Here is a 26475-nt window from a genome sequence, read left to right on the forward strand (position 1 = left end):
TCAGGCCGCGGCGCGGTCGTCGCCCTCGAGGGCCTCGGCCGGGGCCGCGTCGTCTTCGAGCAGACCGAGCTTGACCTTGATCTTGTTCTCGATCTCGAGCGCGACGTCGGCGTTCTCCTTGAGGAACCGGCGCGCGTTCTCCTTGCCCTGACCGAGCTGGTCACCGTCGTAGGTGTACCACGAGCCCGACTTCTTCACGATGTTGTGCTCGACACCGAAGTCGATCAGCGAGCCCTCGCGCGAGATGCCCGTGCCATACAGGATGTCGAACTCGGCCTGCTTGAAGGGCGGGGCCATCTTGTTCTTGACGACCTTGACGCGGGTGCGGTTACCGACGGCGTCGCCGCCGTCTTTCATCGTCTCGATGCGGCGGATGTCGAGGCGCACCGACGCGTAGAACTTCAGCGCCTTACCACCGGCGGTCGTCTCGGGCGAGCCGAAGAAGACGCCGACCTTCTCGCGGAGCTGGTTGATGAAGATCGCGGTGGTCTTCGTCTGGTTCAGGCCACCGGTGATCTTGCGCATCGCCTGCGACATGAGTCGCGCCTGCAGGCCGACGTGCGAGTCACCCATCTCGCCCTCGATCTCGGCGCGGGGCACGAGCGCCGCGACGGAGTCGATCACGATGAGGTCGATCGCGCCCGAGCGGATCAGCATGTCGGCGATCTCGAGCGCCTGCTCACCCGTGTCGGGCTGCGAGACGAGGAGAGCGTCGATGTCGACGCCCAGCTTGCTGGCGTACTCGGGGTCGAGCGCGTGCTCGGCGTCGATGAATGCCGCGATGCCGCCGGCCGCCTGGGCGTTGGCGATCGCGTGCAGCGTCAGCGTGGTCTTACCCGACGACTCCGGACCGTAGATCTCGACGACGCGGCCGCGGGGAAGGCCGCCAATGCCGAGGGCGACATCGAGCGCGATGGAGCCCGTGGGGATGACCTCGACAGGGGCGCGCTCTTCGCTGCCGAGTCGCATGATCGACCCCTTGCCGAACTGACGATCAATCTGCGCGAGTGCAGTCTCGAGAACCTTCTCGCGGTCTGTAGCTGTAGCCATGATGGACTCCTTCTTCGTTCGTGTACCGCCGCCCATAGGCTGTCGCGACCCGCCTCAAGGGGACGGATTCTTCGACAGGGCGCGTGGCCTGTTGCCTGTTTCTCACGCTACGGAGAACCACTGACAATCGAAGCGGGTCATCCGAATCTGTGGAGAAAAAGCACCAGATCCACGTTGTGGACAACATTACGTCGCCTAGAACGAATATTCGAGACCGCGTCGGCGTGTCGAAAAGAAGTTCGAAACAGATCGCCGGGTCGGCGATCAGCGCGGCGGGGCCTGCAGCCCCTGGCCGTAGCGGGCAGACTCGGGAAGGTCGGTCTCAACGCACAGCGCCTCCCAGATGGCGCGCACGGGAACGCCATCGGCCAGAGCGTCGTTGGCGCTCTGGCCGATGGTCGGAAGGATCAGGTCCGCGAGGATCCAGCTGGAGCGCGCGCCGAAGTGCTCCTCGGCGGCGCGCAGAAACTCGCTGCGCTTCACCGCAGCGACAGCTCGGGCTCGACCTCGGCGACCAGCTCGTCGGGAACCACGTCGGGGAACGGGCTCTCGAGGCCCTCAAGCACCGCGAGGCGATCGCCCACGCGGCGCATCACGGCCGACATCGGAACGCCGAGCGCGTCGGTCACCGATGCCAGGATCTCGCTCGAGACCTCTTTCTGCCCGCGCTCGACCTCGCTGAGGTACCCGAGCGCGACGCTCGCCTTACTCGCAACCTGACGCAGCGTCTGCCCCTGCTGCTGGCGGAAGTCGCGAAGCACGTCGCCGATCTCTTGACGTAACAGGAACATGGCGCCCTCCCTCGTTGTTCGCGTCTTTTCGATCTCGTACCGGTGATCGCGGCACAGGCCGGACCACTCGTCTGACATACCAGAGTAATCGAGATTCGGCCGCGAGCAGTCGCTCACGGCAAATGGATATGTAGGTGGAACGCTTCTTTCAGCGCGAATTATTCCCGAGCTCGCGAAGAGCCAGCCCGAGCACGGCATCGACCGCCGCCGCACGGATCGACGCCCTGTCTCCCTCGAACGCGCAGCGCTCGACCGCGACGTCGTCGCCGACCGCGACGGCGACGTAGACGGTGCCGACCGGCTGACCGTCCTGCGGATCCGGGCCCGCGACGCCCGTCGTCGCGAGGCCGACGTCGGTAACGGATCCGTCGAGGATGAAGGCGCGCCGCACGCCGCGCGCCATCTGCTCCGCGACGAGCGGATCCACCGCGCCCCGGGCGGCGAGCAACTCGCCGTCGACGCCGAGCAGCTCGCGCTTGGCGCGGGTGTCGTACGCGACGATACCGCCGCGCATGGCGCGCGAGGCACCCGGCACGTCGACGATCGCCGCGGAGACGAGGCCGCCCGTCAGCGACTCGGCGGCCGCGATCGTGAGGCCCCGCGACGCGAGGGCCTCGACGAGCTCGGCCTGGCGGCTCATGCGCTCGTGCGGGATCCGCGCACCTGCGCGAGGACGTAGTCGATGCCGCTCACGACCGTCAGTACGACGACGGCCCACATACCGATGAGGGTCACGATCGTCCAGGCGTCGCGGCCGATGAGCACGTCGAGCGGGAGGAGCGCCCACGAGAGCACGACGCCCTGCACGGCCGTCTTGATCTTGCCGAGCCAGGCGGCCGCGACGACGTGCGTACGGCGGACCATGAGGCGGTGCACCGTGACGCCCCACTCGCGGATGAGGATGACGATCACCATCCACCACGCCATCTCGCCGAGGCAGGCGAGCCCCACGAACGCGAGGCCCGTGAGCAGCTTGTCGGCGATCGGGTCCCACAGCTTGCCGAAGTCGCTGACGATCTCGTACTTGCGCGCGAGGTAACCGTCGACCCAGTCGGTCGAGATCGCGACGATGAACAGGATCGCCGCGGTCCAGCGGAGGCCCGTATGGGCGTCGCCGAACGCGCCGCCGATGAGGAGCAAGACGAAGAAGACGATCGCGAGCGGGATGCGCGCGAGCGTGATCGCGTTGGGGAGCTGGGGGTGGATGGCCATCTCAGTCGCGTCCCGTCAGCTGCCAGGCGTCTTCGCCGTCTTCGTCGTCTGCGTTCACCGTCGGGAGCCCCTCGAACTGGGTCTCGATCGGGTCTGTGCCGTAGCGGTCGTCGTACGCCGGCTCCGGCGCCGCGGCGGGCGCCTCGGCGACGGCCGGGGCGGCGGGCTGTGCCGGTGCCGCGGCGGGAGCCGGCGGCTCCTCGCCGCGTAGCTTCGCGAGGACCGCGGGGAGCTGGTCGGGCGCGACGAGCACGTCGCGCGCCTTGGATCCCTCGGACGGGCCGACGATCTCGCGCGACTCGAGCAGGTCCATGAGGCGGCCCGCCTTCGCGAAGCCCACGCGCAGCTTGCGCTGCAGCATCGACGTCGAACCGAACTGGCTCGAGACGATCAGCTCGGTCGCCGCGAGCAGCACCTCGAGGTCGTCTCCGATGTCTTCGTCGATTTCCTTCTTCGGTGCCTCCATCGCGTCGGCGACGTCGGCACGGTACTCCGGGCGGGCCTGGCCCGTCACGTGCTTCACGACCGCGTCGATCTCGGCCTCGGTCACCCACGCGCCCTGCAGGCGGAACGGCTTCGACGAACCCATCGGCGAGAACAGGGCGTCGCCCTGGCCGATGAGCTTGTCGGCGCCGGGACCGTCGAGGATGACTCGCGAGTCGGTGACGCTCGTGACGGCGAACGCCATGCGCGACGGAACGTTGGCCTTGATGAGGCCCGTGACGACGTCGACCGAGGGGCGCTGCGTCGCGAGCACCAGGTGGATGCCCGAGGCGCGCGCGAGCTGGGTGATGCGCACGATCGAGTCTTCGACGTCGCGCGGCGCGACCATCATGAGGTCGGCGAGCTCGTCGACCACCACGAGCAGGTACGGGTAGGGCTTGAGCACGCGCTCGGATCCGGCGGGCAGCTGCAGCTCTCCGCCGACGACGGCCTTGTTGAAGTCGTCGATGTGACGGAAGCCGAACGACGCGAGGTCGTCGTAGCGCATGTCCATTTCCTTCACGACCCACTGCAAGGCCTCCGCGGCCTTCTTCGGGTTCGTGATGATGGGCGTGATGAGGTGCGGCACGCCCGCGTAGGCGGTGAGCTCGACGCGCTTCGGGTCGACGAGCACCATGCGGACCTCGCTTGGCTTGGCGCGCATGAGCAGGCTCGTGATCATCGAGTTCACGAAGCTCGACTTACCGGATCCGGTCGAACCGGCCACCAGCAGGTGCGGCATCTTCGCGAGGTTCGCGACGACGAACCCGCCCGAGACGTCCTTGCCGACGCCGATCGTGAGCGGGTGCGTCGACTTCTGAGCCGCGGCGGAACGCAGGACGTCGCCGAGGGCGACCGTCTCGCGGTCGACGTTCGGAATCTCGATACCGATGGCGCTCTTGCCCGGGATCGGCGCGAGGATGCGCACGTCGTTCGACGCGACGGCGTACGAGATGTTGTTCGACAGCTGCGTGATCTTCTCGACCTTGACGCCGGGGCCGAGCTCGACCTCGTACTGCGTCACGGTCGGGCCGCGCGAGAAGCCGGTGACCTTCGCGTTGACCTTGAACTCGACGAAGACCTGCTCGATCTGCGCGACCATGCGGTCGTTCGCCTCGGAACTCACGACGGCGGGCGGGCCCGCGGCGAGCTGCGCGGGCGAGGGCAGGATGTACGGCGCCTCAGGCGGCTGGGGGCCGCGCGCGCCCGGGCCGTCGGTTCCGAAGCCCGAGATCTCACCGAACTCGTCGTCGGGGCCGAGCTCGTCGTCGCCCAGCAGGTCGATGCCGAAGTTGCCGGCCGCGGCCTCCTCGCGGATCCGCGACATCGCCGGGTCGTCGAGAACCTGCGTCGCCTGCTCGGCCGGCGTGTACGTCGGCTCGGGCTCGCGGCGCGGCGCGGGGTCGGCGAACTGCACCGGCTGCGTCGCCGGGTCGACCGCGGGCTCCTCGTCGGCGATAACGGCCTGGTCGTAGCCCGGGTCGTCCTGCAGGCCCAGGAGCTGCCCGAGGTGCGCCGTGTCGGTCGGCACCTCGACGTCTTCCTCTCGGCCCGTCGAGTTGCGACGCCACCACGGCAGCTCGTCGGCGCCGTCGAACAGGGTCTCGTCGTCGGTCTTCTTCTTGCGCGAGCGCTTGGCGCGCGCGGGCTTCTCGTCGAGAACCTTCGTCTCGGCGAGGTCGGCCTCAGCGTTGCCGGCCGCGACGGCGGGCTCGCGGGGCTCGGCGTCGAACATCCAGCGATAGAGGTCGCCGAGGCGCTGACCGATGCGGTTCGGCGGGGTCTTCGTGATGATCAGCAGGCTCAGCCCGATGAGCACGGCGAGCACGACGTAGGCGCCGATCGGCGAGAGCAGCCGCGCGAGCGGCTCGCCGATCATCCAGCCGAACACGCCACCGGATCCGCTAAGCGCGGGCATGCCCTCGGCGGGCGTCGGGCGCCCGTCGATCGGCTCGGGCTGCACGATCGCGATGTGGCAGATCGCGGCGACCGACAGCGTCAGCAGGGCGACGCCGATGCCGACGCGGCCGTTGTTGTACACCGAGGACGGGTGGCGGAAGAGCCAGCCCGCGAGGAGCACGAGCGCGACGGGGAAGACGAGCGCGGTTCGGCCGATGAGGCCGCCAAACGTGAAGGCGCTGATGTTCTCGGCGACGGCGTTATTGATGAAGAACCACTCGACAACGGCGCCCGAGATCGCGAGCAACACGAGGAAGAACGGGAAACCATCGCGGCGGTCGGCCTTGTCGAGGTTCTCCTGGCCGAAGGCGCGGAAGAGGCCGCCGGTCGCGCGCGCGAGGCCGTGCCACATGCGAACGGGCGCCGAGGGTCGGTCGGGCTCGCCGATGTGCTTTTTGGGCGCAGGGGCGGACTTCGCGGCGCTCCCCTTCGAGGAGCCGCCGCGACTGGATCCCGAGGAGTTCTTGGGCGCGGTGGACGATCGTGCCATGCCTTCAAAGGTACGCGTGACCCCTGACAAACGAAGGCAGGACGCGCAAAAACCCGGGTGATCCCCTACGAAATCACCCGGGTTTGCGGCTCAGCGGGGCGGTTTACGCCTCGATGACGAGCGGCACGATCATGGGGCGACGGCGCAGGCGCTGTCCGACCCAGCGGCCGATCGTGCGGCGGATGACCTGGCTCAGGGCGTGGTTGTCGCGCACGCCCTTCTCTGCTGCCTCCTGCAGCGCCTGGACGATCTTCGGGCGGATCTTGTCGAAGACCTTGTCGTCCTCCGCGAAACCGCGGGCGTGAATCTCGGGGCCCGTGACGATCTTGCCGGTCTTCGAGTCGACCACCACGATGATCGAAATGAAGCCCTCCTCGCCGAGCACGCGGCGGTCCTTGAGGTCGGCGTCGGTGATCTCGCCCACCGAGGAGCCGTCGACGTAGACGAAGCCGAGGTCGAGCTGACCCGAGACCCATGCCTCGCCGTCCTTCAGGTCGACGGACGTGCCGTTTTCGACGATGAAGGTGTTCTCCTCGGGCACGCCCGTCTGCTGCGCGAGGTTCGCGCTCGCCGTGAGGTGGCGGTATTCGCCGTGCACGGGGATGACGTTCTTCGGCTTGAGGATGTTGTAGCAGTAGAGCAGCTCGCCCGCGGCGGCGTGGCCCGAGACGTGCACCTTGGCGTTGGCCTTGTGCACGACGTTGGCGCCGAGCTTCGTGAGGCCATCGATCACACGGTAGACGGCGTTCTCGTTGCCGGGGATGAGGCTCGAGGCGAGGATGACGGTGTCGCCCTCGCCGGGGGTGATGGCGTGGTCGAGGTTGGCCATGCGGCTGAGCACGGCCATCGGCTCGCCCTGCGAGCCGGTCGACATGTACACGATCTGGTGGTCGGGGATGTCGTGCGACTTCTTGTAGTCGACGAGCGCGCCCTCGGGCACGTTGAGGTAGCCGAGCTGCTCGGCGATGGTCATGTTGCGCACCATCGAACGGCCCAGCAGCGCGACGCGGCGGCCGTTGTTGACGGCGGCGTCGATGACCTGCTGCACGCGGTGAACGTGGCTTGAGAAGCTCGCGACGACGACGCGGCCGGTGGTCTTCGACATCACCTGGTCGATGACGGGGCCAATCTGGCGCTCGGTCGGTGTGAAGCCCGGCACGTCAGCGTTGGTCGAGTCGGGCAGGAACAGGTCAATGCCCTCTTCGCCGAGCTTCGCGAAGTGGCGGAGGTCGGTGATGCGGCCGTCGAGCGGCAGCTGATCCATCTTGAAGTCACCCGTGTGCAGCACGAGGCCGGCTTCGGTGCGGATCGCGACGGCGAGCGCGTCGGGGATCGAGTGGTTGACGGCGACGAACTCCATGTCGAAGCCGGCGATCTTGCGCTTCTCGCCCTCGCGCACGACGTTCGAGACGGGCGTGATGCGGTGTTCCTTAAGCTTCGCCGTCGTGAGCGCGAGCGTGAGCTTCGAGCCGTAGATCGGGATGTCCTGGCGCATGCGCAGGAGATAGGGAACGCCGCCGATGTGGTCTTCGTGACCGTGCGTGAGCACGAGGCCGACGATGTCGCCGAGGCGATCCTTCAGCGGCTCCATGTCGGGCAGGATCAGGTCGACGCCCGGCTGGTGCTCTTCGGGGAAGAGGACGCCGCAGTCAACGAGCAGGATCTTGCCGTCGAACTCGTACATGGCCATGTTGCGGCCGACCTCGCCCAGGCCACCGAGCGGGGTGACGCGCAGGGCGCCGGACTCGAGAGCGGGCGGGTCAAAGACAGGGGTGGACATTGTGCCTTTCAGCGCGATTCGCGCAGGGGTTGCGTCACCGTGTGGTGCCAGGCACCTTGGGCAGCGCTCCGCCCGCGGCCGCGTTGCGGTCGGGGCGGAAGTTCGAGAAGTCCACGCCTTCAACGTCCTTCACGAGGGCGAGTTCGTCCTCGATGATGGCGGCCTCCCACTCTTCGGGGCCCACAAGCGGCAGTCGCACGCGGGGGCTCGAAATACGGCCGAGGCCGTGGAGGATGTACTTGGTGGACACCGTGCCCGGCACGTGAGTCATCACGGCGCGGACGAGCGGCTCGAGCTTCTTGTGCTGCTCGGTGGCGGTTGCGAGGTCGCCGCGGTTGACCGCGTCGACGATGGTTCGGTAAGGGCCGGCGGCGATGTTCGCCGTGACGCCGATCAGGCCCGAGGCGCCAATGGACAGTGCGGGCAGCGCGTTTGCGTCGTCGCCCGAGAAGTAGATGAGGTCGGTCTGGTTCATGACGCGGCTGACCTCGCTGAAGTCGCCCTTTGCGTCCTTCACCGCGACGATGTTGGGGTGCTTGGCGAGACGAAGGAACGTCTCGTACTTGATCGGCACGCCCGTGCGGCCCGGAATGTCGTACGCGATGACCGGCAGATCGGTCGAGTCGGCGATCAGACGGAAGTGCGTGAGGATGCCCGCCTGGGTGGGCTTGTTGTAGTACGGAGTGACGACCATGATGCCGTCGGCGCCGGCCTTCTCGCTCTTCTTGTAGAGGTCGATGGCGTGGGCGGTCTCGTTGGAGCCACCGCCCGTGATGATCTTCGCGCGCCCCGAGGCGACGCTCTTGCCCACTTCGACGAGCTTGAGCTTCTCGGCGTCGGTCAGCGTCGAGGTCTCACCCGTCGTGCCGGTGACGACGATGCCGTCGGCGCCCGAGGTGATGACGTCGTCCATCAGACGCTCCGTCGCATCCCAATCGACCTCACCATCGGCGGTCATCGGGGTAACGAGGGCGACGAGAACCTGACCGAAGGGGTTTGCGGGATGCGTCATACGAACAAGATTAGCGCGAGGCGGCTGAATCGCGTGTCCACACCACGAAGCGGTAGCGCGTGCCGGTGCGGCTCGTGAGCCACTCCCCCACCTCCGAGCGGATCCATTCGGGCCCGATCTCGGGCGCGCGGGTGTCGCCGTCGACATCGAGGTCGATCTCGGTCACGTAGAGCTCCGAGACCCGAGGAAGCGCCTCGCGATACACCTGGCCGCCGCCGATAATCCACCCGTCGGAACCCACGAGCGGGGTCGCCTCGTCGAGCGATCCGCAGGTCTCCCCGCCGGGTGCCTCGTAGGATCCGTCGCGCGTGATCACGATGTTGCGGCGCCCCGGCAGGGGCCGGAAGCGCTCGGGGAACGACTCCCAGGTTCGCCGCCCCATGATGACGGCGGATCCGCGGGTGCGTTCCGAGAAATACGCCAGGTCTTCGGGGACGTGCCAGGGCATCGTTCCGCCGGATCCGATCACTCGCCCGCGGGCCTCGGCCCAGATGGCGCGCAGCATCACACCGCGACCGCGCCACGAATGGCGGGGTGGTGCTCGTAACCCACGACCTCGAAGTCGGCGTAGTTGTAGTCGAAGATCGAGTCGGCCTGGCGGATCTTCAGCACGGGGTACGTGTACGGCTCGCGCGTAAGCTGCTCGGCAACCTGCTCGCGGTGGTTGTCATAAATATGGCAGTCGCCGCCCGTCCACACGAACTCGCCGGGCTCGAGCCCCGCCTGCTGCGCGATCATCATCGTGAGCATGGCATAGCTCGCAATATTAAAAGGCACCCCCAGGAAGAGATCGGCGCTGCGCTGGTACAGCTGGCAGCTGAGCTTGCCGTCTGCAACGTAGAACTGGAACATCGCGTGGCACGGCGGAAGCGCCATGTTGTCGACCTCGGCGGGGTTCCAGGCGGTCACGATCATGCGGCGCGAGTCGGGAGTGTTGCGGATCTGCTCGACGACCTTGGCGATCTGATCGATGTGGCCGCCGTCTGGCGTCGGCCAGGAGCGCCACTGCACCCCGTACACGGGCCCCAGGTCGCCGTTTTCGTCGGCCCACTCGTCCCAAATCGTGACGCCGCGCTGCTGCAGCCACTCGACATTGGAGTCGCCGCGCAGGAACCACAGCAGCTCGAGAGCGACCGACTTGAAGTGCACCTTCTTCGTCGTGATCAGCGGAAAGCCCTGCGCCAGGTCGTAGCGAATCTGGCGCCCAAACACGCTCGTCGTGCCGGTGCCGGTGCGATCCGACTTGTGCGATCCGTTTTCGAGCACATCGCGCAGGAGGTCTTCATAGGGCGTCGAGATCGCAGCAGGCATACCTCAAGACTACGCTCCCCCACCGGGACGGAGCCCGACGAAAGAGCGCGTTCTGGTGACGCATCGCGGCGCCGCCATTAGGCTGATTCCGACCGCTCACCACTACCCCCGAGGAGTCATCATGGCTATCACCAGCGAAGCAACCGCCAACTGGTCGGGTTCGCTCACCGAAGGATCCGGAACCGTCGCGGCCGCGAGCGGCATCGGCACGTTCCCCGTCAACTGGAAGGCCCGCTCGGAGGGCTCGGACTCGACGACGACGCCCGAGGAGCTCATCGCTGCGGCCCACTCGTCATGCTTCAACATGGCGCTCTCGAACGAGCTCACCCAGGCGGGCTTCACGCCCACCTCGCTCACGACCACGGCGTCGGTCACCTTCGTGCCCGGCACCGGCATCACGGGCAGCCACCTCAACGTCTCGGCGACGATCCCGGGCATCTCGGAGGCCCAGTTCGAAGAGATCGCGAACGGCGCGAAGTCAGGCTGCCCGGTCTCGCAGGCCCTCGCCGGCATCGAGATCACCATCGAAGCCTCGCTCGCCTAAGCAAGACAAGAACGAAGCCCGCCTCGCCAAAAACGAGGCGGGCTTCGTGGTTCTTCTAGAGACCTACCGCCGCGCCAACCGAATCGCCTGCCGGGTGGCGGCGCGGGCGCGCTTGCGGTCGCCCGCGGCGTCGTAAACGACGCCGAGTCGGAACCAGGCTCGCCAGCTGTCGGGCTCGGCCTCGACGGCGCGCTGATAGTCGGGGAAGAGCGCGTCGGCGTCGGCACGGACGACGCCACCGGAGGGCCGCAGGGCGACCTCCTCGGAGGGCAGAAGGCCCTCCTCGCCGAGCTGCTTGGCGAGGCGGTCGGCGCGCCAGCCGAACCAGAGCTCTCGGCCGAGGGCCCAGAAGCCGAGGAGGGGGAAGACGATCATGGCGACGCCCATGACGATCGCGATGGGCTCGGAAGTGTCGATGCCCGCGCCAATCATGGCGACGGAGCGGCCACCGAGCAGCCAGATGTAGAGCGCGAAGACGACGGCCATGACGGCGACGCCGATGCGGGTGCCCATCAGGAGAGCTCGAGGAAGTTGTCGAGGCCGACGGCGACGCCGGTGGTGCCGTTGATGCCGGCGAGCGCGAGGCGGATGCCCGGCGCGTAGGCGGCCTGCGGGTCGGCGGTGTCGTGCTGGATGACGAGGCTCTCGCCGGGGCCGGAGAGGATGACCTGCTGCTGGGCGATGACGCCGGGGCGGCGGAGGGAGTGCACGGGGACGCCGGCCGTCAGCTCGCCGCGGGCGGGCTGGTCGGCGTTCGGCGCCTGGACGGGCTCGGTGCGGCCGGCGGCGATGAGCTCGGCGGTACGCACCGCGGTGCCGCTCGGCGAGTCGATCTTCGTGTCGCGGTGCGATTCGATGATCTCGGCGAAGGGGAAGAATTTCGCGGCCTGGGCGGCGATGCGGGATCCGATGACGGAGCCGAGCGAGAAGTTCGGGATGATGACGACGGCGACGCCCGCGTCGTCGGCGAGCGGCGCGATCTCGGCGATCTTCTCGGCGGACCAGCCGCTCGTGGCGACGAGCGCGGGGATGCCGCGGGCGATGGCCTCGCGGACGATCTTCTCGCTGGCCTCGAGGTTGGTCGCGTCGACGACGAGGTCGGCGCCGGCGATGTCGGCGGGCGAGCTCGCGGATCCGAGGACGGTGGTCACCTCGTAGCCGGGCGTCTCGTCGAGAACGGTGCGGATGATCCTGCCGAGTTTGCCGGATCCGCCGGCGAGGGCCACGAGAGTCATGGATCCAGTTTACGGGGCCTGCCAGGCCCGCCCTCGCGGATCAGACGGGCGGGTTCTCGGGGAGGCCGGTGCGCAGCTCGTAGGGCAGGTGGGCGATGTCGTTGTGGCTGACGAGGCTCCACGGCCGGCCCTTCTTCTGGGCGAGGATCGTGAGGCCGCAATTGGCCTGGTTGAGCGTCAGCCAGCGCCATTCCTCGGCGCCGAGCACCTCGCGGACGAACCACGAGATGACGAAGTTGTGGGTGATGAGGAGCTCGTGCACGTCGCCCGCCTTGCGGACGAGGAATTCGTTGACGGCGTCGCCCATCTGGGCCTGGCCGGCCTCGATCTCTTCCTCGGTGATTCCGCCGAAGAAGGGCTCGAAGACCGAGGGCGTGTCTTCGCACATGCCGGTCGGGACGCAGTCGAAGAGGAGCGCGTGGGGCTGCGGGTCGATCGCGGGCATGCGCTCAGCGAGGATCTTCGCGGTTTCGGTCGCGCGGAGGAGCGGCGAGTGCCAGACGGCGTCGAACGGGACGCCCGAGAGGCGGTCGGCGAGGAGGCCGGCCTGGCGTACGCCGCGGGGTGAGAGCGGCCCGTCTTCGAGACCGTATTCGGCGTCTTGGTGTTCGCCATGGCGAACGAGGTAGATGTAGTGCGTCACCGGTGATCCGCTTCGTCGAGGTCAGTGCTGTATCTGGCGCAGTGTGGGCAAGTGTGCAGTATGAAAGCCGCGCGCTGACGCGTCGCGGCTTTCATCTACCCTATCCCGGCGCCACGGCCGAGGGCCTCGTTTCCCGACATTTCGGAAAGCGAGGCCCTCGATTACAGCGATGGGAAATTAGGCTTCGGTCGCCTCGGCCTCGGGCTCGGCGCCCTCTTCCTGGACGAGCTCGAGCGAGAGCTTTCCGCGGTCGTCGACCTTCGAGATCTTGACGAGGAGCTTCTGGCCCACCGACACGACGTCCTCGATGTTCTCGACGCGCTTGCCGCCGTTGAGCTTGCGCAGCTCGGTGACGTGAAGCAGGCCGTCCTTGCCCGGAAGGAGCGAGACGAACACACCGAACTTGGCGATGTTGACGGCGGTACCGAGGTACTGCTCGCCGACCTCGGGGTTGGTCGGGTTCGCGATCGCGTTGACCTGGGCGCGCGCGGCGTCTGCCGCGGGGCCGTCGGTCGCGCCGATGTAGACGGTGCCGTCTTCCTCGATCGAGATCGTGGCGCCGGTCTCGTCCTGGATCGCGTTGATCGTCTTGCCCTTGGGGCCGATCAGCTCGCCGATCTTGTCGACGGGGATCTGCACGCTGATGACGCGGGGCGCCGTCGGTGCCATCTCGTCGGGGGTGTCGATCGCCGAGTTCAGCACGTCGAGGATGCGCAGACGCGCGTCCTTGGCCTGCGTGAGGGCGCCAGCGAGGACCTCCGAGGGGATGCCGTCGAGCTTCGTGTCGAGCTGGAGAGCGGTCACGAACTCGCTGGTACCGGCGACCTTGAAGTCCATGTCGCCCAGGGCGTCTTCGGCGCCGAGGATGTCGGTGAGGGCCGCGTAGCGGGTCTCGCCGTCGACGTCCTCCGACACGAGGCCCATCGCGATACCGGCAACGGGTGCGCGCAGCGGCACACCGGCGTTGAGGAGCGAGAGCGTCGAGGCGCAGACCGAACCCATCGAGGTGGATCCGTTGGAGCCGAGGGCCTCGGACACCTGGCGGATCGCGTAGGGGAACTCCTCGCGCGTCGGCAGGACCGGCACGAGGGCGCGCTCGGCGAGGAAGCCGTGGCCGATCTCGCGGCGCTTGGGGCTACCCACACGACCCGTCTCACCCGTCGAGTAGGGCGGGAAGTTGTAGTGGTGCATGTAGCGCTTCGACGTGGTCGGCGAGAGCGAGTCGATCTGCTGCTCCATCTTGAGCATGTTCAGCGTGGTGACACCCATAATCTGGGTCTCGCCGCGCTGGAAGATTGCCGAGCCGTGCACGCGCGGGATGACCTGAACCTCGGCGTCGAGCGGGCGGATGTCGGCGAGGCCACGACCGTCGATGCGCACACCGTCGGTGAGGATGCGGCCGCGGACGACCTCCTTGGTGACCGACTTGTAGGCGGCCGAGACCTCGGCGTTTGCCGAGGCGGGAAGCTCGCCGGCCTCAACCTTGGCGGCGACCTCTGCCTTGACGCGGTCCTTCAGTGCGTCGTCGGCGTCCTGGCGCTGCTGCTTGTCGGCGATCTGGTAGATGCCCTTGAGCTCTTCCAGCGCCGAGTCGCGCACGACGGCGAAGAGCTCGTCGGTGTACGAGGCGAAGACGGGGAACTCGAGCGGGGCGCGCGTCGACGACGCGGCCATCTCGGCCTGGGCGGCGACGAGCTGCTTGATGAACGGCTTGGCGGCCTCGAGGCCACCGGCGACGATCTCTTCGTTCGGCTTGACGGCGCCGCCGCGGATGAGGTTCCACGAACCCTCCGTGGCCTCGGCCTCAACCATCATGATGGCGACATCGCCGTTGTCGAGCACGCGGCCCGCGACCATGAGGTCGAAGACGGCCTGGTCGACCTGCTCGGCGTTCGGGAACGCGACCCACTGGTCGTCGTGCTGACCCATGCCCGGGATGAGCGCGAGGCGCACACCGGCGATGGGGCCCGAGAAGGGCAGACCCGAGATCTGCGTCGACGCCGAGGCGGCGTTGATCGCGAGGGCGTCGTAGAACTCGCCCGGTGCGATCGAGAGCACCGTGACGACGATCTGGACCTCGTTGCGCAGGCCGTTGACGAACGACGGGCGCAGCGGGCGGTCGATGAGGCGGCACACGAGGATGGCCTCGGTCGAGGGGCGACCCTCGCGGCGGAAGAACGAGCCGGGGATCTTGCCCGCGGCGTACGAGCGCTCTTCGACGTCAACCGTCAGCGGGAAGAAGTCGAAGCCCTCGCGGGGGTGCTTGCCGGCGCTCGTGGCGGAGAGAAGCATGGTCTCTTCGTCGAGGTAAGCGGCGACGGCGCCCTGAGCCTGCTGCGCAAGGCGGCCGGTCTCGAAGCGGATCGTGCGGGTGCCGAAGCGACCGTTATCGAGAACGGCCTCAGCTGCGGTGATTTCTGGACCCTCCAAGGGATCCCTCCTTATATACGTGCGTGCCCTACCTGATGACAGGGCGTACGTGAAGGAGCAGGAGAGGATGCCATGCTGGCCACCAGGAGAAACTCACCGGGACGCCCGGGAAGCCACTTCTAGGGACCAGCTCCTATCGAGCCTGCTCCATGAATTTATGCAATTGTGCACTTCCAGCCTAACAGGGCGGTTGAATAGAGGGGCAACCCGAAATCAAAGGAGATTCCATGGCCGCTAAGAAGGCCCTCATCGTGCGTGGCGGATGGGACGGACACCAGCCCGTCGCCGCGACCGAGCTTTTCATTCCCTTCCTCACCGATAACGGCTTCGACGTGCGCGTCGAGGAGTCGAACGAGATCTACGCCGACGCGGCCGTCATGGCCGAGACCGACCTCATCCTGCAGTCGGTGACGATGTCGGAGATCTCGCGAGAGGCCTTCGCGGGCCTGCGCGACGCCGTCATCGCCGGCACGGGCTTCGCCGGCTGGCACGGCGGCATCGCCGACTCGTACCGCAACAACTCCGATTACCTGCAGCTCGTCGGCGGCCAGTTCGCGACCCACCCGTCGAAGCACCCCGACGAGCTGACCGAGGGCGACCCGGCGAACAACTACCTCACCTACACCGTGAAGGTAACGGATCCGGATCACGAGATCATGGCGGGGATCGGCGACTTCGAGCTGCACACCGAGCAGTATTGGGTGCTGCACGACGACCTGATCGACGTGCTCGCGACCACGACCCACCCGGTGCAGCCGTACCACCCGTGGCACCGCCCCATCACGTCGCCCGCCGTGTGGACGCGCCTGTGGGGCAACGGCCGCATCTTCGTCGCGACGCCCGGCCACTCCCCCGAGGTGCTCCAGGATCCGAACGTGCGAACGATCGTCGAGCGCGGCCTGCTCTGGGCCGCGCGGTAGAGCCGACTAGGCCTCCGCGCGCTGGCCGCGCCGACGGCCCGGGATCAGAACGTAGTCGCTGTGCTTCGCGACGATCCCGTCGCCGGCGGTGCGGCCGTTCAGCCGCCGCCAGATCCACGGCAGCGCATGCGAGGTGATCCACGGCGCGGGGGCGACCTCCGGATCCGCGTGGAGCGCGTCGTCGAGGTCGCCGAGGTGCGCGGCGTCGGGGATGCCGAGGACCTCGGCGGCGCGATAGGACAGCAGGCGGTGACCGCGGCTGGCGAGGTGCACCTTGTCCTCCGCGAACATCTCGAGCTCGCTGAGCTCGGGGAGCGCCTCGATGTCGACGAGGTACGAGCCCGTCTCGCGCGCGAGGCGTCGCATCTCGTGCGCGAAGCGCGCGAACCGCTTCGCGAACGGACGCGCTGCGGCGCGGCGCGGGAGGAACGGTGTCACGAGCAGCACGTCGGCGCCCGTGGCGCGTAGCGCGAGGACGTTGTTGCGGAGTTCCGCGGCCAGCCGAACGGGCTCGGCCGCGTGCGTCACGAGGTCGTTGGATCCCATGAAGATCGCCACGAGATCGGGCTTGAGATCGAGCGCCGCCGGCACCTGCTCGGCGGCGAGGTCGCGCATGCGGCGGCTGCGCACCGCGAGGTTCGCGTAGAGGAAGTCTTCGCCCTCGCTCTCGGCGAGCATCGTGGCGAGGCGGTCGGCCCAGCCGCGGTACTGCCCGTCCATCATGCGCGAGGTATCGCAGAGCCCCTCGGTGAGCGAGTCGCCGAGGGCCACGAAGCGCCGCCAGCGGGGCCGCCTGGCCGCGATCGCCGGGGCGAGCGGACGCGTGACCGAGCGGACGACGAGGTTGCGGTCGTAGTGCTGCAGGCGGATCGCCTCGCGGTAGTGCCCGACGAGCTGGTCGGTGAGCGCGCTCCAGGTGCGCGCCTTCACGCTCTCGCGCGCGGCGGATCCGAAGGCGGCGCGCTTCGCGTCGTCGCCGAGGAGGTCGACGACGCGCGCCCGCAGGTCGTCGAGGTCGCCGGGCGTGTAGAGCCAGCCGTCGATCGAGCTCCGCACGAGATCGACCGGGCCACCGGATCCGGTGGCGACGACGGGCACGCCGCTCGCGAGCGCCTCCTGCACCGTCTGGCAAAACGTCTCCGACTCCCCCGGGTGCACGAACACGTCGAAGCTCGCGACCGCGCGGCCGAGGTCGTCGCCGCCCAGGAAACCGGCGAAGACGGCGCCGGGTAGCTCGCGCTCGAGCCGCGCGCGCTCCGGGCCTTCGCCGACGATGACGAGGCGGGATCCGGGGATGTTGTTCAGCACTCGCAGGTCTTCGACCTGCTTTTCTGGGGCGAGGCGGCCGACGTAGCCGATGATCTTTTCGCCGGGCGCGACCTCTTCGCGCCACGCCTCGGAGCGGTGCTCGGGCGAGAACCGCTCGGCGTCGACCCCGCGGCCCCAGCGCCACAGACGATCGACGTCGAGCGCCTCGAGCTGGCGCTCAGCCGCGCTCGAGGGAACGAGCGACATCGTGGCGCGGCGATGGAGGCGCGCGACGTGGGCCTCGGCGAGCGCCGCGACGCCCGCGACGCCGTACTTCGCCGTGTAGGCGATGACGTCGGTCTGGTAGATCGCGACCGTCGGGATCCCGAGGGCATCGGCGGCGACGAGGCCCTGCCAGCCGAGCACCGCAGGCGAGGCCAGGTGCACGACGTCGAAGCCCGCGAGGATCTTCTTCAGCTGCACGACCGGGGCGATCGCGACCCGCACATCGGGGTAGCTCGGGAGCGGGACGGAGGTGAGGTACATCGCCTGCTGATCGGTCGGGCTACCCGGCGCCTTCGGAGCGATGATGAGCACCTCGTGCCCCTGTTCGCGCAGGTGGTGTGACACCTGCAGGACGGAGTTCGTGACCCCGTTCATGTGCGGAAGGAAGCTCTCGGTGACGATCGCGACGCGCATGGCTTCAGCATGATCCGTGCACCCGGCTCGCGCGAGCCGTTTTGCGAGCTGTTCGCGCAGTATTCATTCCCGGCGCCGGCGGTTCACGCGAAAGTCGACGCCGCGTCATATTCGCCCGCCCCCGGCCTTGTCGGTTCCGCGGGAGCACACTAGCCTTGAGGGTTATGAGTGGTCATGACGAGGAAGTCTCTGCAAGCGAAGAGATGAAGCGTAAGTTCCGCGAGGCGCTCGACAAGAAGAACGCCCACCAGCGTGCGGGCGAGGCGCACCTCGACGGCGATTCGGCCGTCCACGAGGCGCACTCCGCACATACGCAGCGGCAGTTCCGGCGCAAGAGCGGCTGAATTACCCCAGATCGCGCGCGTTCGTCACACCGACGACGCGCGCGATGTGCTTATCACGAGCGGTGCCGGGGATCCGAAAGGTTCCCCGGCACCGCTGCGTTAGCCCCGCGTCGGCAGGTTCGTCAGCAGGTCCTCGAACGAGCTGCCGCCCGCGAGATACGACTCGGGTGCGAACGGATCCGCCTTCGCCGCGCCCGCGGATCCGGCGAGCCGGTCTGCGAGCTCGCGCGCCGCGCGATCGATCCGCTTCTGCAGGGGCGCGACGCTGTCGGCCTCGGCACCCCAATCGCTGCTCGCCGCGAAGACGCCCGTCGAGACGGGCTCGGCGTGCAGGTACGTGAACAGCGGGCGCATCGCGTAGTCGATCGCGAGCGAGTGGCGAGCGGTGCCCGCCGTCGCGCCGAGCAGCACGGGCGTGCCGTCGAGCGCCTCGCGGTCGAGAGCGTCGAGCCAGCTCTTGAACAGGCCCGAGTAGCTCGTCGAGAAGATCGGCGTGACCGCGATCAGGGCGTCGGCCCCCGCGACGTAGTCGTTCATCTCGGCGAGCGCCTTCGGGGCGAAGCCCGTCAGCAGGTTGTTCGTGATGTCGTGGGCGACGTCGCGCAGCTCGAAGACGCGGGCCTCGCGCTCCACGCCGCGGGCGTCGAGCTCGGCGAACACGGCCTGCACGAGCTTGTCGGCGAGCATGCGCGTCGACGACGGGTCGCTGAGGCCGGCCGCGACGACGGCGATCTTGCGGGTCACTTGTTGGCCGCCGATCCGAACGAGCTCTCGGTGTCCTGGTACGGGGATCCGCCGGTCACGTTGTCGCCGCGGTTGGCGTTCGGGCGCGGCTGGCGGGGCGCCTTGTCGCCGTACTTTGCCTTGACGAGCGCGGCGTGCGTCGGCGCGTCCGGCACGTTCTCCGGGCGGTTCTTCTGCAGCTCGCGGCGCAGCACCGGCACGACGTCCTGACCCAGGAAGTCGATCTGCTCGAGCACCATCTTGAGCGGCAGGCCCGCGTGGTCGACGAGGAACAGCTGGCGCTGGTAGTCGCCGTAGTAGTCGCGCATCGCGGCGTAGCGGTCGATGACCTGCTGGGGCGAGCCGACCGTCAGCGGCGTCATCTCGGTGAAGTCCTCCATCGAGGGTCCGTTGCCGTAGACGGGCGCCGCGTTGAAGAACGGGCGGAACTGGTCGACCGCGTCCTGCGAGTTCTTCGCCATGAACGCCTGGCCACCGAGGCCGACGATCGCCTGCTCGGGGGCGCCGTGGCCGTAGTGCGCGTAGCGCTGACGGTAGAGGCCGATGAGGCGCTGGTAGTGCTCCTTCGGCCAGAAGATATTGTTCGCGAAGAAGCCATCGCCGTAGTAGGCCGCCTGCTCTGCGATCTCGGGGGTGCGGATGGATCCGTGCCACACGAACGGCGCGACGTCGTCGAGCGGGCGCGGCGTCGACGTGAAGCCGTTGAGCGCCGTGCGGAACTTGCCCTCGAAGTCAACGACATCTTCGCGCCACAGGCGGTGCAGCAGCTGGTAGTTCTCGATCGCGAGGGGCAGGCCCTGGCGGATGTCCTTGCCGAACCAGGGGTAGACCGGGCCGGTGTTGCCGCGGCCCATCATGAGGTCCATGCGGCCGCCCGACAGGTGCTGCAGCATCGCGTATTCCTCGGCGATGCGTACCGGGTCGTTCGTCGTGATCAGGGTCGTCGAGGTCGACACAAGCAGGCGCTCGGTCTGCGCCGCGATGTACGCGAGCGTCGTGGTCGGCGACGACGAGAAGAACGGCGGGTTGTGGTGCTCGCCGATGGCGAAGACGTCGAGGCCCGCGTCTTCGGCGTGCTTCGCGATCGTCACGATGTCACGAATGCGCTCCGCCTCGCTGGGCGTCTCGCCCGTGAGCGGGTTACGCGTGACGTCGCTCACGCTCATCAGGCCGAACTGCATGCCCTGCCAGGTGGTGTTGTCGTTCATGAGATCGCTCCCCGTTTCCATGCGTTTGAATATACATGGTTAAACAGCATGCATGTGAATCTATTCCCGCGGCGTGTCGCGGATCCGCCGGGTACGTGGATCCGCCGGGTACGACGAAAGCCCGCCCCACACCGTGGGACGGGCTTTCGAGAAGTCGATTGAACGCTGGCTGCGTTCGGCTCCTGGCTTCGGTCGCTTAGCGACGGAGGCCGAGGCGCGCGATCAGAGCGCGGTAACGCTCGATGTCGACGCGCTGGAGGTAGCCGAGCAGGCGGCGACGCTGACCGACGAGCAGGAACAGGCCACGACGCGAGTGGTGGTCGTGCTTGTGCTCCTTGAGGTGCTCCGTCAGGTCGGAGATACGACGCGACAGCATCGCAACCTGCACCTCGGGGGATCCGGTGTCACCGGGGTGCGTCGCGTACTCTTCGATGATCGACTTCTTCACTGCAGCTTCAAGTGCCATAGAAGTGATCCCCTTTCGTCTTGTTGCGCGGCGCCCGTCGCAGGATGCGCGAGCTCTCTTTATCCGCGGCCGTAATTACGGCAACCGGTACAGCTTACCTCACGGCGGCGGGTGGCGCCACACGCGCGGCGCTCTGTGCGCCTCACGGACGACGAAACGGGACCCCCGAGGGGATCCCGTTTCTCCTGAAGACTATTTAGAGCGCGATCAGGTCGATGATGAAGATGAGGGTCTTGCCACCGAGGAAGTGACCCGAGCCCGCGGGGCCGTATGCGAGATGCGGCGGGATCGTGAGCTGGCGGCGACCGCCGACCTTCATGCCCGGGATTCCCTCCTGCCAGCCCTTGATGAGCATGCCAAGGGGGAACTGCGCGGCCTCGCCGCGGCTCCACGACGAGTCGAACTCCTCGCCCGACTCGAAGTCAACACCGGCGTAGTGGATCGTGACGGTGGCGCCGGGCTTGGCCTCGGCACCGTCGCCCACGATGATGTCGTGGATCTCGAGCTCGGAGGGGGCAGCGCCCGCGGGAGCGTCGAACTCAGGCTTCGTGCGATCGAAAGTCATGACTCCATCTTCCCCCGACCGCCCCGCGTTCGCCACCGAATGCGCTCTCGGCGAAACGGCCCGCACTTCCTCGTGCAACAAGGAAGACCAGCAACCGGGTCTCGGCAATGCCGGAGAACCTGCGGGTGCTGGTCTATGGGACAACCATCTCCCTTTTCCCCTCGCCTGTCAATACCCTGTGCGTGCGACTTCTCTGGTGGATCCCGAGATCTCTCGTGGGTATCGACAAACGGAGACCGGTACCTCGGGGCGGTACGGTGGATGCATGCGTCTCGCACATGCGGTTCTTCCCGCGTCCGCCGCCCCCGTTCTTGTGCACGTCACCGATGATGGCGTCGTGCCCGTCCCCGAGCTCGTCCCCGGGGGTGCCGCAACGATCGAGCAGCTGATCGCTGGCGGATCCGCCGCGCGCGCGGCCGTCGAAGACGCCGCCGCCGCTTTCGCGGGCGCCCGCACCCCGCTCGCCGACATCACCTTCGCGCCGGGCGTGCTCGCGCCGCCGTCGATCATGGCCGTCGGCCTCAACTACGCCGCTCACGCCGGCGAGCTGAGCCTCAAGAGCGACGACACCCCGACCGTGTTCACGCTGTGGCCCAACTCGCTCGCGCCACACGAGGGCACGACAAGCTGGTCGAAGGAGCTCGCGACGTCGGTCGACTATGAGGCCGAGCTCGGCGTCATCATCGGCAAGCCCGCGCGCGACGTGGCCGAGGAAGACGCCCTCGACTACGTGTATGGCTACACCGTCGTCAACGACATCTCGGCCCGCAACATCCAGTACTCCGAGGCGCAGTGGTGCCGCTGCAAGTCGCTCGACGGTTTCACCCCCGTCGGCCCGTACGTCGTCACCGCCGACGAGATCCCGGATCCGCAGGCCCTCCAGATCTGGACCCGCATCGGCGACGACTACCTGCAGGACGCGACGACGGGCCAGATGATCCGCTCGGTCGCGAAGCTCATCGCGCACCTGTCGAAGGGCATCACGCTGCTGCCGGGCACGCTGATCTCGACGGGCTCCCCCGGCGGATCCGGCTACTCGCGCACCCCGCAGGTGCTCCTCGCCGACGGAACCACGGTGCACGTGGGCGTCGAGGGCATCGGCGAGCTGACGACCCACTGCCACACGACCCCCTAGCCCGGGGCATGTCCCAGTTTGTGCGGGAATAGGGGGGCTATTCCGGCCACAACTGGGACACGCACCGGGGCATGTCCCACTTCGTGCGGGAACTCGGGCGCCATTCCCGCCACAACTGGGACACACACCGGGGCATGTCCCACTTCGTGCGGGAACTCGGGCGCCATTCCCGCCACAACTGGGACACGGTCCGAGGCATGTCCCACTTTGGGTGGGAATGACGGCGCCATTCCGACCACAACTGGGACACGCGCCGAGGCGTGTCCCACTTCGTGCGGGAATAACGGCCCTAGAGGCGGGCGAGAGTGCGGGGACGCCACCCTGCTTCCCAGAGGGCTTCACCGACGAGCTGCGGTGCCTCCGGTGTTGGCCCCTGCATGTGGTGGTTCAGGATCCGTACCAGCCGCCAGCCTTCGCGGCGGATCCCCTCCCAGCGGTCGGCGTCCTTCTCGAACTGTCGCGGGTCGGACGCGTGCTGTCGGCCGTCGTACTCCACCGCGACCTTCCACTGGGGATATGACATGTCGAGTCGGGCGAGGAATGTCCCCCGACGGTCGAAGAGATCGGCGTTCAATTCCGGTTCCGGCAGCCCGCTGCGCACAAGCAAGAGCCGCAATTTGCTCTCCCGCGGCGACTCTGACCCGACGCGCGCAAGCCGCAGCGCGCGCTCCAGGATCCGCCCGCGCATATCGCCCATTTCCTGCACCTCTTTCCAGAGGTCGTCGAGCGTGCACAGCTGTCGATCCGGGAGGATGAGGAAATCTGCCGCGGCCACAAGGGAATCTAGTGGCCACGAGTATCCGACCTGACGCAGGGCGCGAACGGGCGACTCGACACGGAACCCTTCCGGATGCTCCACCCAATCGGGCTCACGGCGTTGGAGGCGGTGCCCCGTAACGCCCTCGATCCGCGGCTCGCGTCGGGGCCGATGCGCTGCAACGTGGATTGCATCCTGATCGATCCTCGCGGGTAGTGGAGCTCCGAGCAATGCGAGCGCGGTCGCGTCATTAAAGAACTGCCAGCGCGCAAGTCGCGGCGCGTATTCGAGACACCGTGCGAGAAGGTCGGTCGGATCCTCGGCGTCCGTCGAGCGCACACCCCGGTATGGCGTGCGGAGATCAAGCGCGCGGAGGCGCGTACGCGGCACCCCAAGCTCGTCGGCGTCTGCGACGGCGAACGGCTGGGAGATGAGTTCGGGCGGAAGCGGAGTAGGAGGTCGCATGCCCCGAGAATGTCTCTCCTGCGGCCGAACCACCACACGAAAATCCCCGATTGTGGAGAGATTTCGCGCTTTCGGCGAATCTGTGGATAACTCCACACCTCAAGCATGTCCCACTTTGTGCGGGAATGACGCCGCTATTCCCACCTCAACTGGGACACGCCCCACAGCATGTCCCACTTCGTGCCGGAATGACGCCGCTATTCCCGCCAAAACTGGGACACGCCCCACAGCATGTCCCACTTCGTGCCGGAATGACGCCGCTATTCCCGCCAAAACTGGGACACGCCCCACAGCATGTCCCACTTCGTGCGGGAATGACGCCGCTATTCCCGCATTAAGTGGGACATGCCCCGGGGCTAGAAGCAGGTGTCCGCAGCCAGCTCCAGCGAGATGTGGGAGGTCTCGACGCGCTCGCGGCCGCCCTCCTCATACGTCACGCGTACGCCGTCGAACTTGCCGCCGGGCTTCCCTGTGTCCTCGACCTTCACAACGAGGTCGTAGCTTCGGCCAGGGTCGAGCATCGCCCCGACGGCGTCACGCGAGCCGGCCCACGCATCCGCAAGCTCTCCCGTCGGCGGGTACTCGGCCAGGCCGAGGCGCGTTCCGGGGCCGTCGGGTGCGTCCATGACGCGGAACTCTGGCGTGCTCATCCCCGTCATCTCAACGGGCTCGACGCCGACGATCGTGATGGGGCGATCGCCAGAGTTGTCGAGATAGACGCCGAACGCGAGGTCCGCCTCGCGGGGGTTCGCGCAGGTGGATCCGCCGAGACTCTCGAGCCCCAGGCTCGACCCCTCGGCCGAACATCCCGACAGGAGCAGCGCGGCGACCGCGAGCGCCGCCGCCGCGCGCAGCCTCACTCGGCCAGCCCCATGGTGTCGAGGATCCATGCCAGCTCGTATGCCGTCTCGCGCCACGAGTTGTAGCGGCCCGAGACGCCGCCGTGGCCGGCGACCATCTCGCACTTGAGCATCACGTCGGCGCCGACCTCGCGCAGGCGCGCGACCCACTTCGCGGGCTCGACGTAGAACACGCGCGTGTCGTTCAGCGATGTCACGGCGAGGATCTTCGGGTACGTCACGCCCTCGCGCACGTTTTCGTACGGCGAGTACGACGCCATGTAGTCGTAGACCTCGGCGTCTTCGAGCGGGTTGCCCCACTCCTCCCACTCGATGACCGTCAGGGGCAGCGACGGATCTAGGATCGTCGTCAGCGCGTCGACGAAGGGCACGTCGGCGAGCACGCCTGCGAACAGCTCGGGGGCGAGGTTCGCGACGGCGCCCATGAGCAGGCCGCCGGCGGATCCGCCGGACGCGACCATCTTGTCGGGCGCGGTGTATCCGGCATCGACGAGGTGGCGGGCGACGTCGACGAAGTCGGTGAAGGTGTTGCGCTTCGTCAGCGTCTTGCCGTTCTCGTACCAGGCGCGGCCCATCTCGCCGCCGCCGCGCACGTGCGCGATGGCGTAGACGACGCCGCGGTCGAGCATCGACAGGCGCGAGACGCCCACGCCGGGGTCGATCGAGTGCTCGTAGGATCCGTAACCGTAGAGGAAGAGCGGGCGCTCACCCTCGCCGGGCGCGCCGAACGAGCGCTTCCAGACGATCGACACGGGGACCTCGGTGCCGTCCTCGGCCGTCACCCACAGGCGCTCCTGGCCGTACTCGTCGGGGTCGTACCCGCCGAGCACCTCGGCCTGCTTGCGTAGCATCAGCTCGCCCGTCGCGACGTCGTAGTCGAGCACTCGCGACGGCGTGATGAACGAGCTGAAGTTCAGGCGAACGGTCGGCTGTGCCCACTCGGCGTTGCCGCCGGCGCCGGCGGTGTAGATTGGCTCGTCGAACGCGATCTCGCGCAGCTCGTGGGTTGCATAGTCGAGGATCCCGACGCGGGCGATACCGCCCGACCGGTACTCGACGACCGCGAAGTCGCGCAGGCAGTCGACGTCTTCCAGGCGTACGCCGGGGGTGTGCGGGATGACGGTCTCGGGCTCGGCGTCGAGGTCATCGACGGGCAGCCGCACGAGCGTGAAGTCTTCGGCGCCCTGGTTGTGGAGCACGTAGAACCAGTCGCGCCCGTCGATCACGGCGTGGTCGATCGAGTGCTCGACGCCGTCCTCGCGGTCGAAGACGCTGAGGCTCTCGACGTCGTCGTCGCCCGCGAAGAGGCGCTCGACGTCCTCCGTGCGGATCATCGTGACGTCGTCGACGAGCTTCGAGCCCGACGCGATCTGGAAGAAGGCGTGGCTACGGGTGAAGCCGGCGCCGGCCCAGAAGCCCTCGTCCTCCTCGTGGAACACCTCGACGTCGTTCTCGCGGCCGGCGTCGCCCACGCGGTGCAACCACACGCGGTCGGGGCGCCAGGCGTCGTCGATCGTCGAGTAGAGGATGAAGCGGCCGTCGGGCGTGAACGAGGCTCCGCCCGAAATTCCCTCAATGAGGTCGGGAAGCGCCTCGCCCGTCGCGATGTCGCGCACGCGCACGGTGTACCGCTCGTCGCCCGCGAGGTCGACGCCCCAGAGCATGCGGGTGCCGTCCATCGTGACGCCGAACGCGCCGAGCGAGAAGAACTCGCTGTCGCCCGCCTCGACGTTCGCGTCGAACAGGATCTGCTCGCCCGGAACGTCGGCGTCGGCCGAGAGCTTCGGCGGCGTCCAGTCGTCCGGATCCGCGATCGGCGCGCGGCAGTTGAGGCCGTACTGCTTGCCCTCGACCGAGCGGCCGTAGTACCACCAGTCGCCGCGGCGGATCGGCACCGACAGGTCGGTCTCGCGGACGCGGCCCTTGATCTCCTCGAAGATCTTCTCGCGCAGAGGTGCGAGGTGCGCGAGCCGTTGCTCGGTGAAGGCGTTCTCGGCCTCGAGGTGCGCAATGACCTCGGGCGATTCCTTCTCGCGCATCCACTCGTAGTTATCGACAAAAACGCGACCGTGGTGAGTTCGCGTCGTCGGGATCTTCTTCGGGGTAGGAGCAGTGGTCACCCGA

26 protein-coding genes are annotated in these 26475 nt (G+C 67.9%); 4 read left to right on the plus strand and 22 right to left on the minus strand.

The window, feature by feature from the left end:
- From recA to DTO57_RS09290, 10 genes are all read right to left on the minus strand, one after another.
- Complete coding sequence (gene recA, locus DTO57_RS09245; protein ID WP_114117953.1) at positions 1-1050, minus strand: recombinase RecA; 1050 nt, start codon at positions 1048-1050, stop codon at positions 1-3.
- Between the two features lie 264 nt (positions 1051-1314).
- Entirely contained in the window at positions 1315-1533 is a 219-nt protein-coding gene (locus tag DTO57_RS09250; RefSeq protein WP_114117954.1) for a DUF3046 domain-containing protein, read from the minus strand.
- On the minus strand, positions 1530-1841 hold the full coding sequence (locus tag DTO57_RS09255) for a helix-turn-helix domain-containing protein (protein WP_114118352.1): 312 nt from the start codon (positions 1839-1841) through the stop codon (positions 1530-1532). The genes DTO57_RS09250 and DTO57_RS09255 overlap by 4 nt, the downstream gene beginning before the upstream one ends.
- Positions 1842-1989: 148 nt before the next feature.
- Positions 1990-2481 carry a CinA family protein gene (locus tag DTO57_RS09260; RefSeq protein WP_114117955.1) on the minus strand — a complete coding sequence of 164 codons (492 nt, stop codon included), beginning with the start codon at positions 2479-2481 and terminating at the stop codon, positions 1990-1992.
- Positions 2478-3053, minus strand: coding sequence for a CDP-diacylglycerol--glycerol-3-phosphate 3-phosphatidyltransferase (gene pgsA, locus DTO57_RS09265; RefSeq protein ID WP_114117956.1), 576 nt, complete (start codon positions 3051-3053; stop codon positions 2478-2480). The genes DTO57_RS09260 and pgsA overlap by 4 nt, the downstream gene beginning before the upstream one ends.
- A gap of 1 nt (position 3054) precedes the next feature.
- Complete coding sequence (locus DTO57_RS09270) at positions 3055-5985, minus strand: FtsK/SpoIIIE family DNA translocase (RefSeq protein WP_114117957.1); 2931 nt, start codon at positions 5983-5985, stop codon at positions 3055-3057.
- A gap of 103 nt (positions 5986-6088) precedes the next feature.
- Positions 6089-7765: a ribonuclease J gene (locus DTO57_RS09275; RefSeq protein ID WP_114117958.1), complete on the minus strand. Its 1677-nt coding sequence runs from the start codon at positions 7763-7765 to the stop codon at positions 6089-6091.
- A 34-nt stretch (positions 7766-7799) separates the two neighbouring features.
- Positions 7800-8777: a 4-hydroxy-tetrahydrodipicolinate synthase gene (gene dapA, locus DTO57_RS09280; protein ID WP_114117959.1), complete on the minus strand. Its 978-nt coding sequence runs from the start codon at positions 8775-8777 to the stop codon at positions 7800-7802.
- Between the two features lie 10 nt (positions 8778-8787).
- Positions 8788-9282: a dihydrofolate reductase gene (locus DTO57_RS09285; RefSeq protein WP_114117960.1), complete on the minus strand. Its 495-nt coding sequence runs from the start codon at positions 9280-9282 to the stop codon at positions 8788-8790.
- The gene (locus DTO57_RS09290; RefSeq protein ID WP_114117961.1) at positions 9282-10088 is read right to left on the minus strand and encodes a thymidylate synthase; all 807 of its coding nucleotides are present in this window, start codon (positions 10086-10088) and stop codon (positions 9282-9284) included. Before DTO57_RS09290 ends, DTO57_RS09285 begins: the two co-directional genes overlap by 1 nt.
- A gap of 121 nt (positions 10089-10209) precedes the next feature.
- Between DTO57_RS09290 and DTO57_RS09295 the strand changes: the two genes are divergently transcribed.
- Positions 10210-10632: an OsmC family peroxiredoxin gene (locus DTO57_RS09295; RefSeq protein WP_114117962.1), complete on the plus strand. Its 423-nt coding sequence runs from the start codon at positions 10210-10212 to the stop codon at positions 10630-10632.
- A gap of 63 nt (positions 10633-10695) precedes the next feature.
- Here DTO57_RS09295 and DTO57_RS09300 read toward each other — a convergent pair whose 3' ends face one another.
- The 4 genes from DTO57_RS09300 to DTO57_RS09315 all read right to left on the minus strand — a co-directional run bounded on the left by DTO57_RS09300 (position 10696) and on the right by DTO57_RS09315 (position 14940).
- Entirely contained in the window at positions 10696-11145 is a 450-nt protein-coding gene (locus DTO57_RS09300; protein WP_114117963.1) for a tetratricopeptide repeat protein, read from the minus strand.
- Positions 11145-11867: a 4-hydroxy-tetrahydrodipicolinate reductase gene (gene dapB, locus DTO57_RS09305; protein WP_114117964.1), complete on the minus strand. Its 723-nt coding sequence runs from the start codon at positions 11865-11867 to the stop codon at positions 11145-11147. The genes DTO57_RS09300 and dapB overlap by 1 nt, the downstream gene beginning before the upstream one ends.
- A 40-nt stretch (positions 11868-11907) precedes the next feature.
- On the minus strand, positions 11908-12510 hold the full coding sequence (locus tag DTO57_RS09310) for a histidine phosphatase family protein (protein ID WP_114117965.1): 603 nt from the start codon (positions 12508-12510) through the stop codon (positions 11908-11910).
- 177 nt (positions 12511-12687) lie between these two features.
- Positions 12688-14940, minus strand: a complete 2253-nt coding sequence (locus tag DTO57_RS09315) for a polyribonucleotide nucleotidyltransferase (protein ID WP_114117966.1) — start codon at positions 14938-14940, stop codon at positions 12688-12690.
- Positions 14941-15167: 227 nt separating this feature from the next.
- Between DTO57_RS09315 and DTO57_RS09320 the strand changes: the two genes are divergently transcribed.
- Positions 15168-15860 carry a ThuA domain-containing protein gene (locus tag DTO57_RS09320; RefSeq protein ID WP_114117967.1) on the plus strand — a complete coding sequence of 231 codons (693 nt, stop codon included), beginning with the start codon at positions 15168-15170 and terminating at the stop codon, positions 15858-15860.
- 6 nt (positions 15861-15866) lie between these two features.
- Here the strand turns inward: DTO57_RS09320 and DTO57_RS09325 are convergent, their stop codons facing one another.
- Entirely contained in the window at positions 15867-17807 is a 1941-nt protein-coding gene (locus tag DTO57_RS09325) for a GDSL-type esterase/lipase family protein (RefSeq protein WP_114117968.1), read from the minus strand.
- Positions 17808-17971: 164 nt separating this feature from the next.
- Here DTO57_RS09325 and DTO57_RS09330 point away from each other — a divergent pair, with 164 nt between their 5' ends.
- Positions 17972-18151, plus strand: a complete 180-nt coding sequence (locus tag DTO57_RS09330; RefSeq protein WP_114117969.1) for a DUF5302 domain-containing protein — start codon at positions 17972-17974, stop codon at positions 18149-18151.
- Positions 18152-18250: 99 nt separating this feature from the next.
- On the opposite strand, the gene DTO57_RS09335 is transcribed toward DTO57_RS09330, so the two are convergent.
- The 4 genes from DTO57_RS09335 to DTO57_RS09350 all read right to left on the minus strand — a co-directional run bounded on the left by DTO57_RS09335 (position 18251) and on the right by DTO57_RS09350 (position 21134).
- Entirely contained in the window at positions 18251-18838 is a 588-nt protein-coding gene (locus DTO57_RS09335) for a CE1759 family FMN reductase (protein WP_229730410.1), read from the minus strand.
- A gap of 53 nt (positions 18839-18891) precedes the next feature.
- Positions 18892-20076: an LLM class flavin-dependent oxidoreductase gene (locus tag DTO57_RS09340; protein WP_373285644.1), complete on the minus strand. Its 1185-nt coding sequence runs from the start codon at positions 20074-20076 to the stop codon at positions 18892-18894.
- 223 nt (positions 20077-20299) lie between these two features.
- On the minus strand, positions 20300-20569 hold the full coding sequence (rpsO, locus tag DTO57_RS09345) for a 30S ribosomal protein S15 (protein WP_114117972.1): 270 nt from the start codon (positions 20567-20569) through the stop codon (positions 20300-20302).
- A 196-nt stretch (positions 20570-20765) separates the two neighbouring features.
- Positions 20766-21134 carry an FKBP-type peptidyl-prolyl cis-trans isomerase gene (locus DTO57_RS09350; protein WP_114117973.1) on the minus strand — a complete coding sequence of 123 codons (369 nt, stop codon included), beginning with the start codon at positions 21132-21134 and terminating at the stop codon, positions 20766-20768.
- Positions 21135-21399: 265 nt separating this feature from the next.
- On the opposite strand from DTO57_RS09350, the gene DTO57_RS09355 reads away from it, so the two are divergent.
- Positions 21400-22269 (plus strand): fumarylacetoacetate hydrolase family protein, encoded by an 870-nt coding sequence (locus DTO57_RS09355; RefSeq protein ID WP_114117974.1) that lies wholly within the window; start codon positions 21400-21402, stop codon positions 22267-22269.
- Between the two features lie 289 nt (positions 22270-22558).
- Here the strand turns inward: DTO57_RS09355 and DTO57_RS14380 are convergent, their stop codons facing one another.
- The 3 genes from DTO57_RS14380 to DTO57_RS09370 all read right to left on the minus strand — a co-directional run bounded on the left by DTO57_RS14380 (position 22559) and on the right by DTO57_RS09370 (position 26471).
- Positions 22559-23044, minus strand: a complete 486-nt coding sequence (locus tag DTO57_RS14380; protein WP_162785724.1) for a DUF559 domain-containing protein — start codon at positions 23042-23044, stop codon at positions 22559-22561.
- 803 nt (positions 23045-23847) lie between these two features.
- Positions 23848-24351, minus strand: coding sequence for a hypothetical protein (locus DTO57_RS09365; RefSeq protein WP_114117976.1), 504 nt, complete (start codon positions 24349-24351; stop codon positions 23848-23850).
- Entirely contained in the window at positions 24348-26471 is a 2124-nt protein-coding gene (locus DTO57_RS09370) for a S9 family peptidase (protein WP_114117977.1), read from the minus strand. Before DTO57_RS09370 ends, DTO57_RS09365 begins: the two co-directional genes overlap by 4 nt.
- Positions 26472-26475 lie beyond the last annotated feature (4 nt).

The organism is Microbacterium sorbitolivorans (assembly GCF_003327285.1).
GTDB classification, from domain to species: domain Bacteria; phylum Actinomycetota; class Actinomycetes; order Actinomycetales; family Microbacteriaceae; genus Microbacterium; species Microbacterium sorbitolivorans.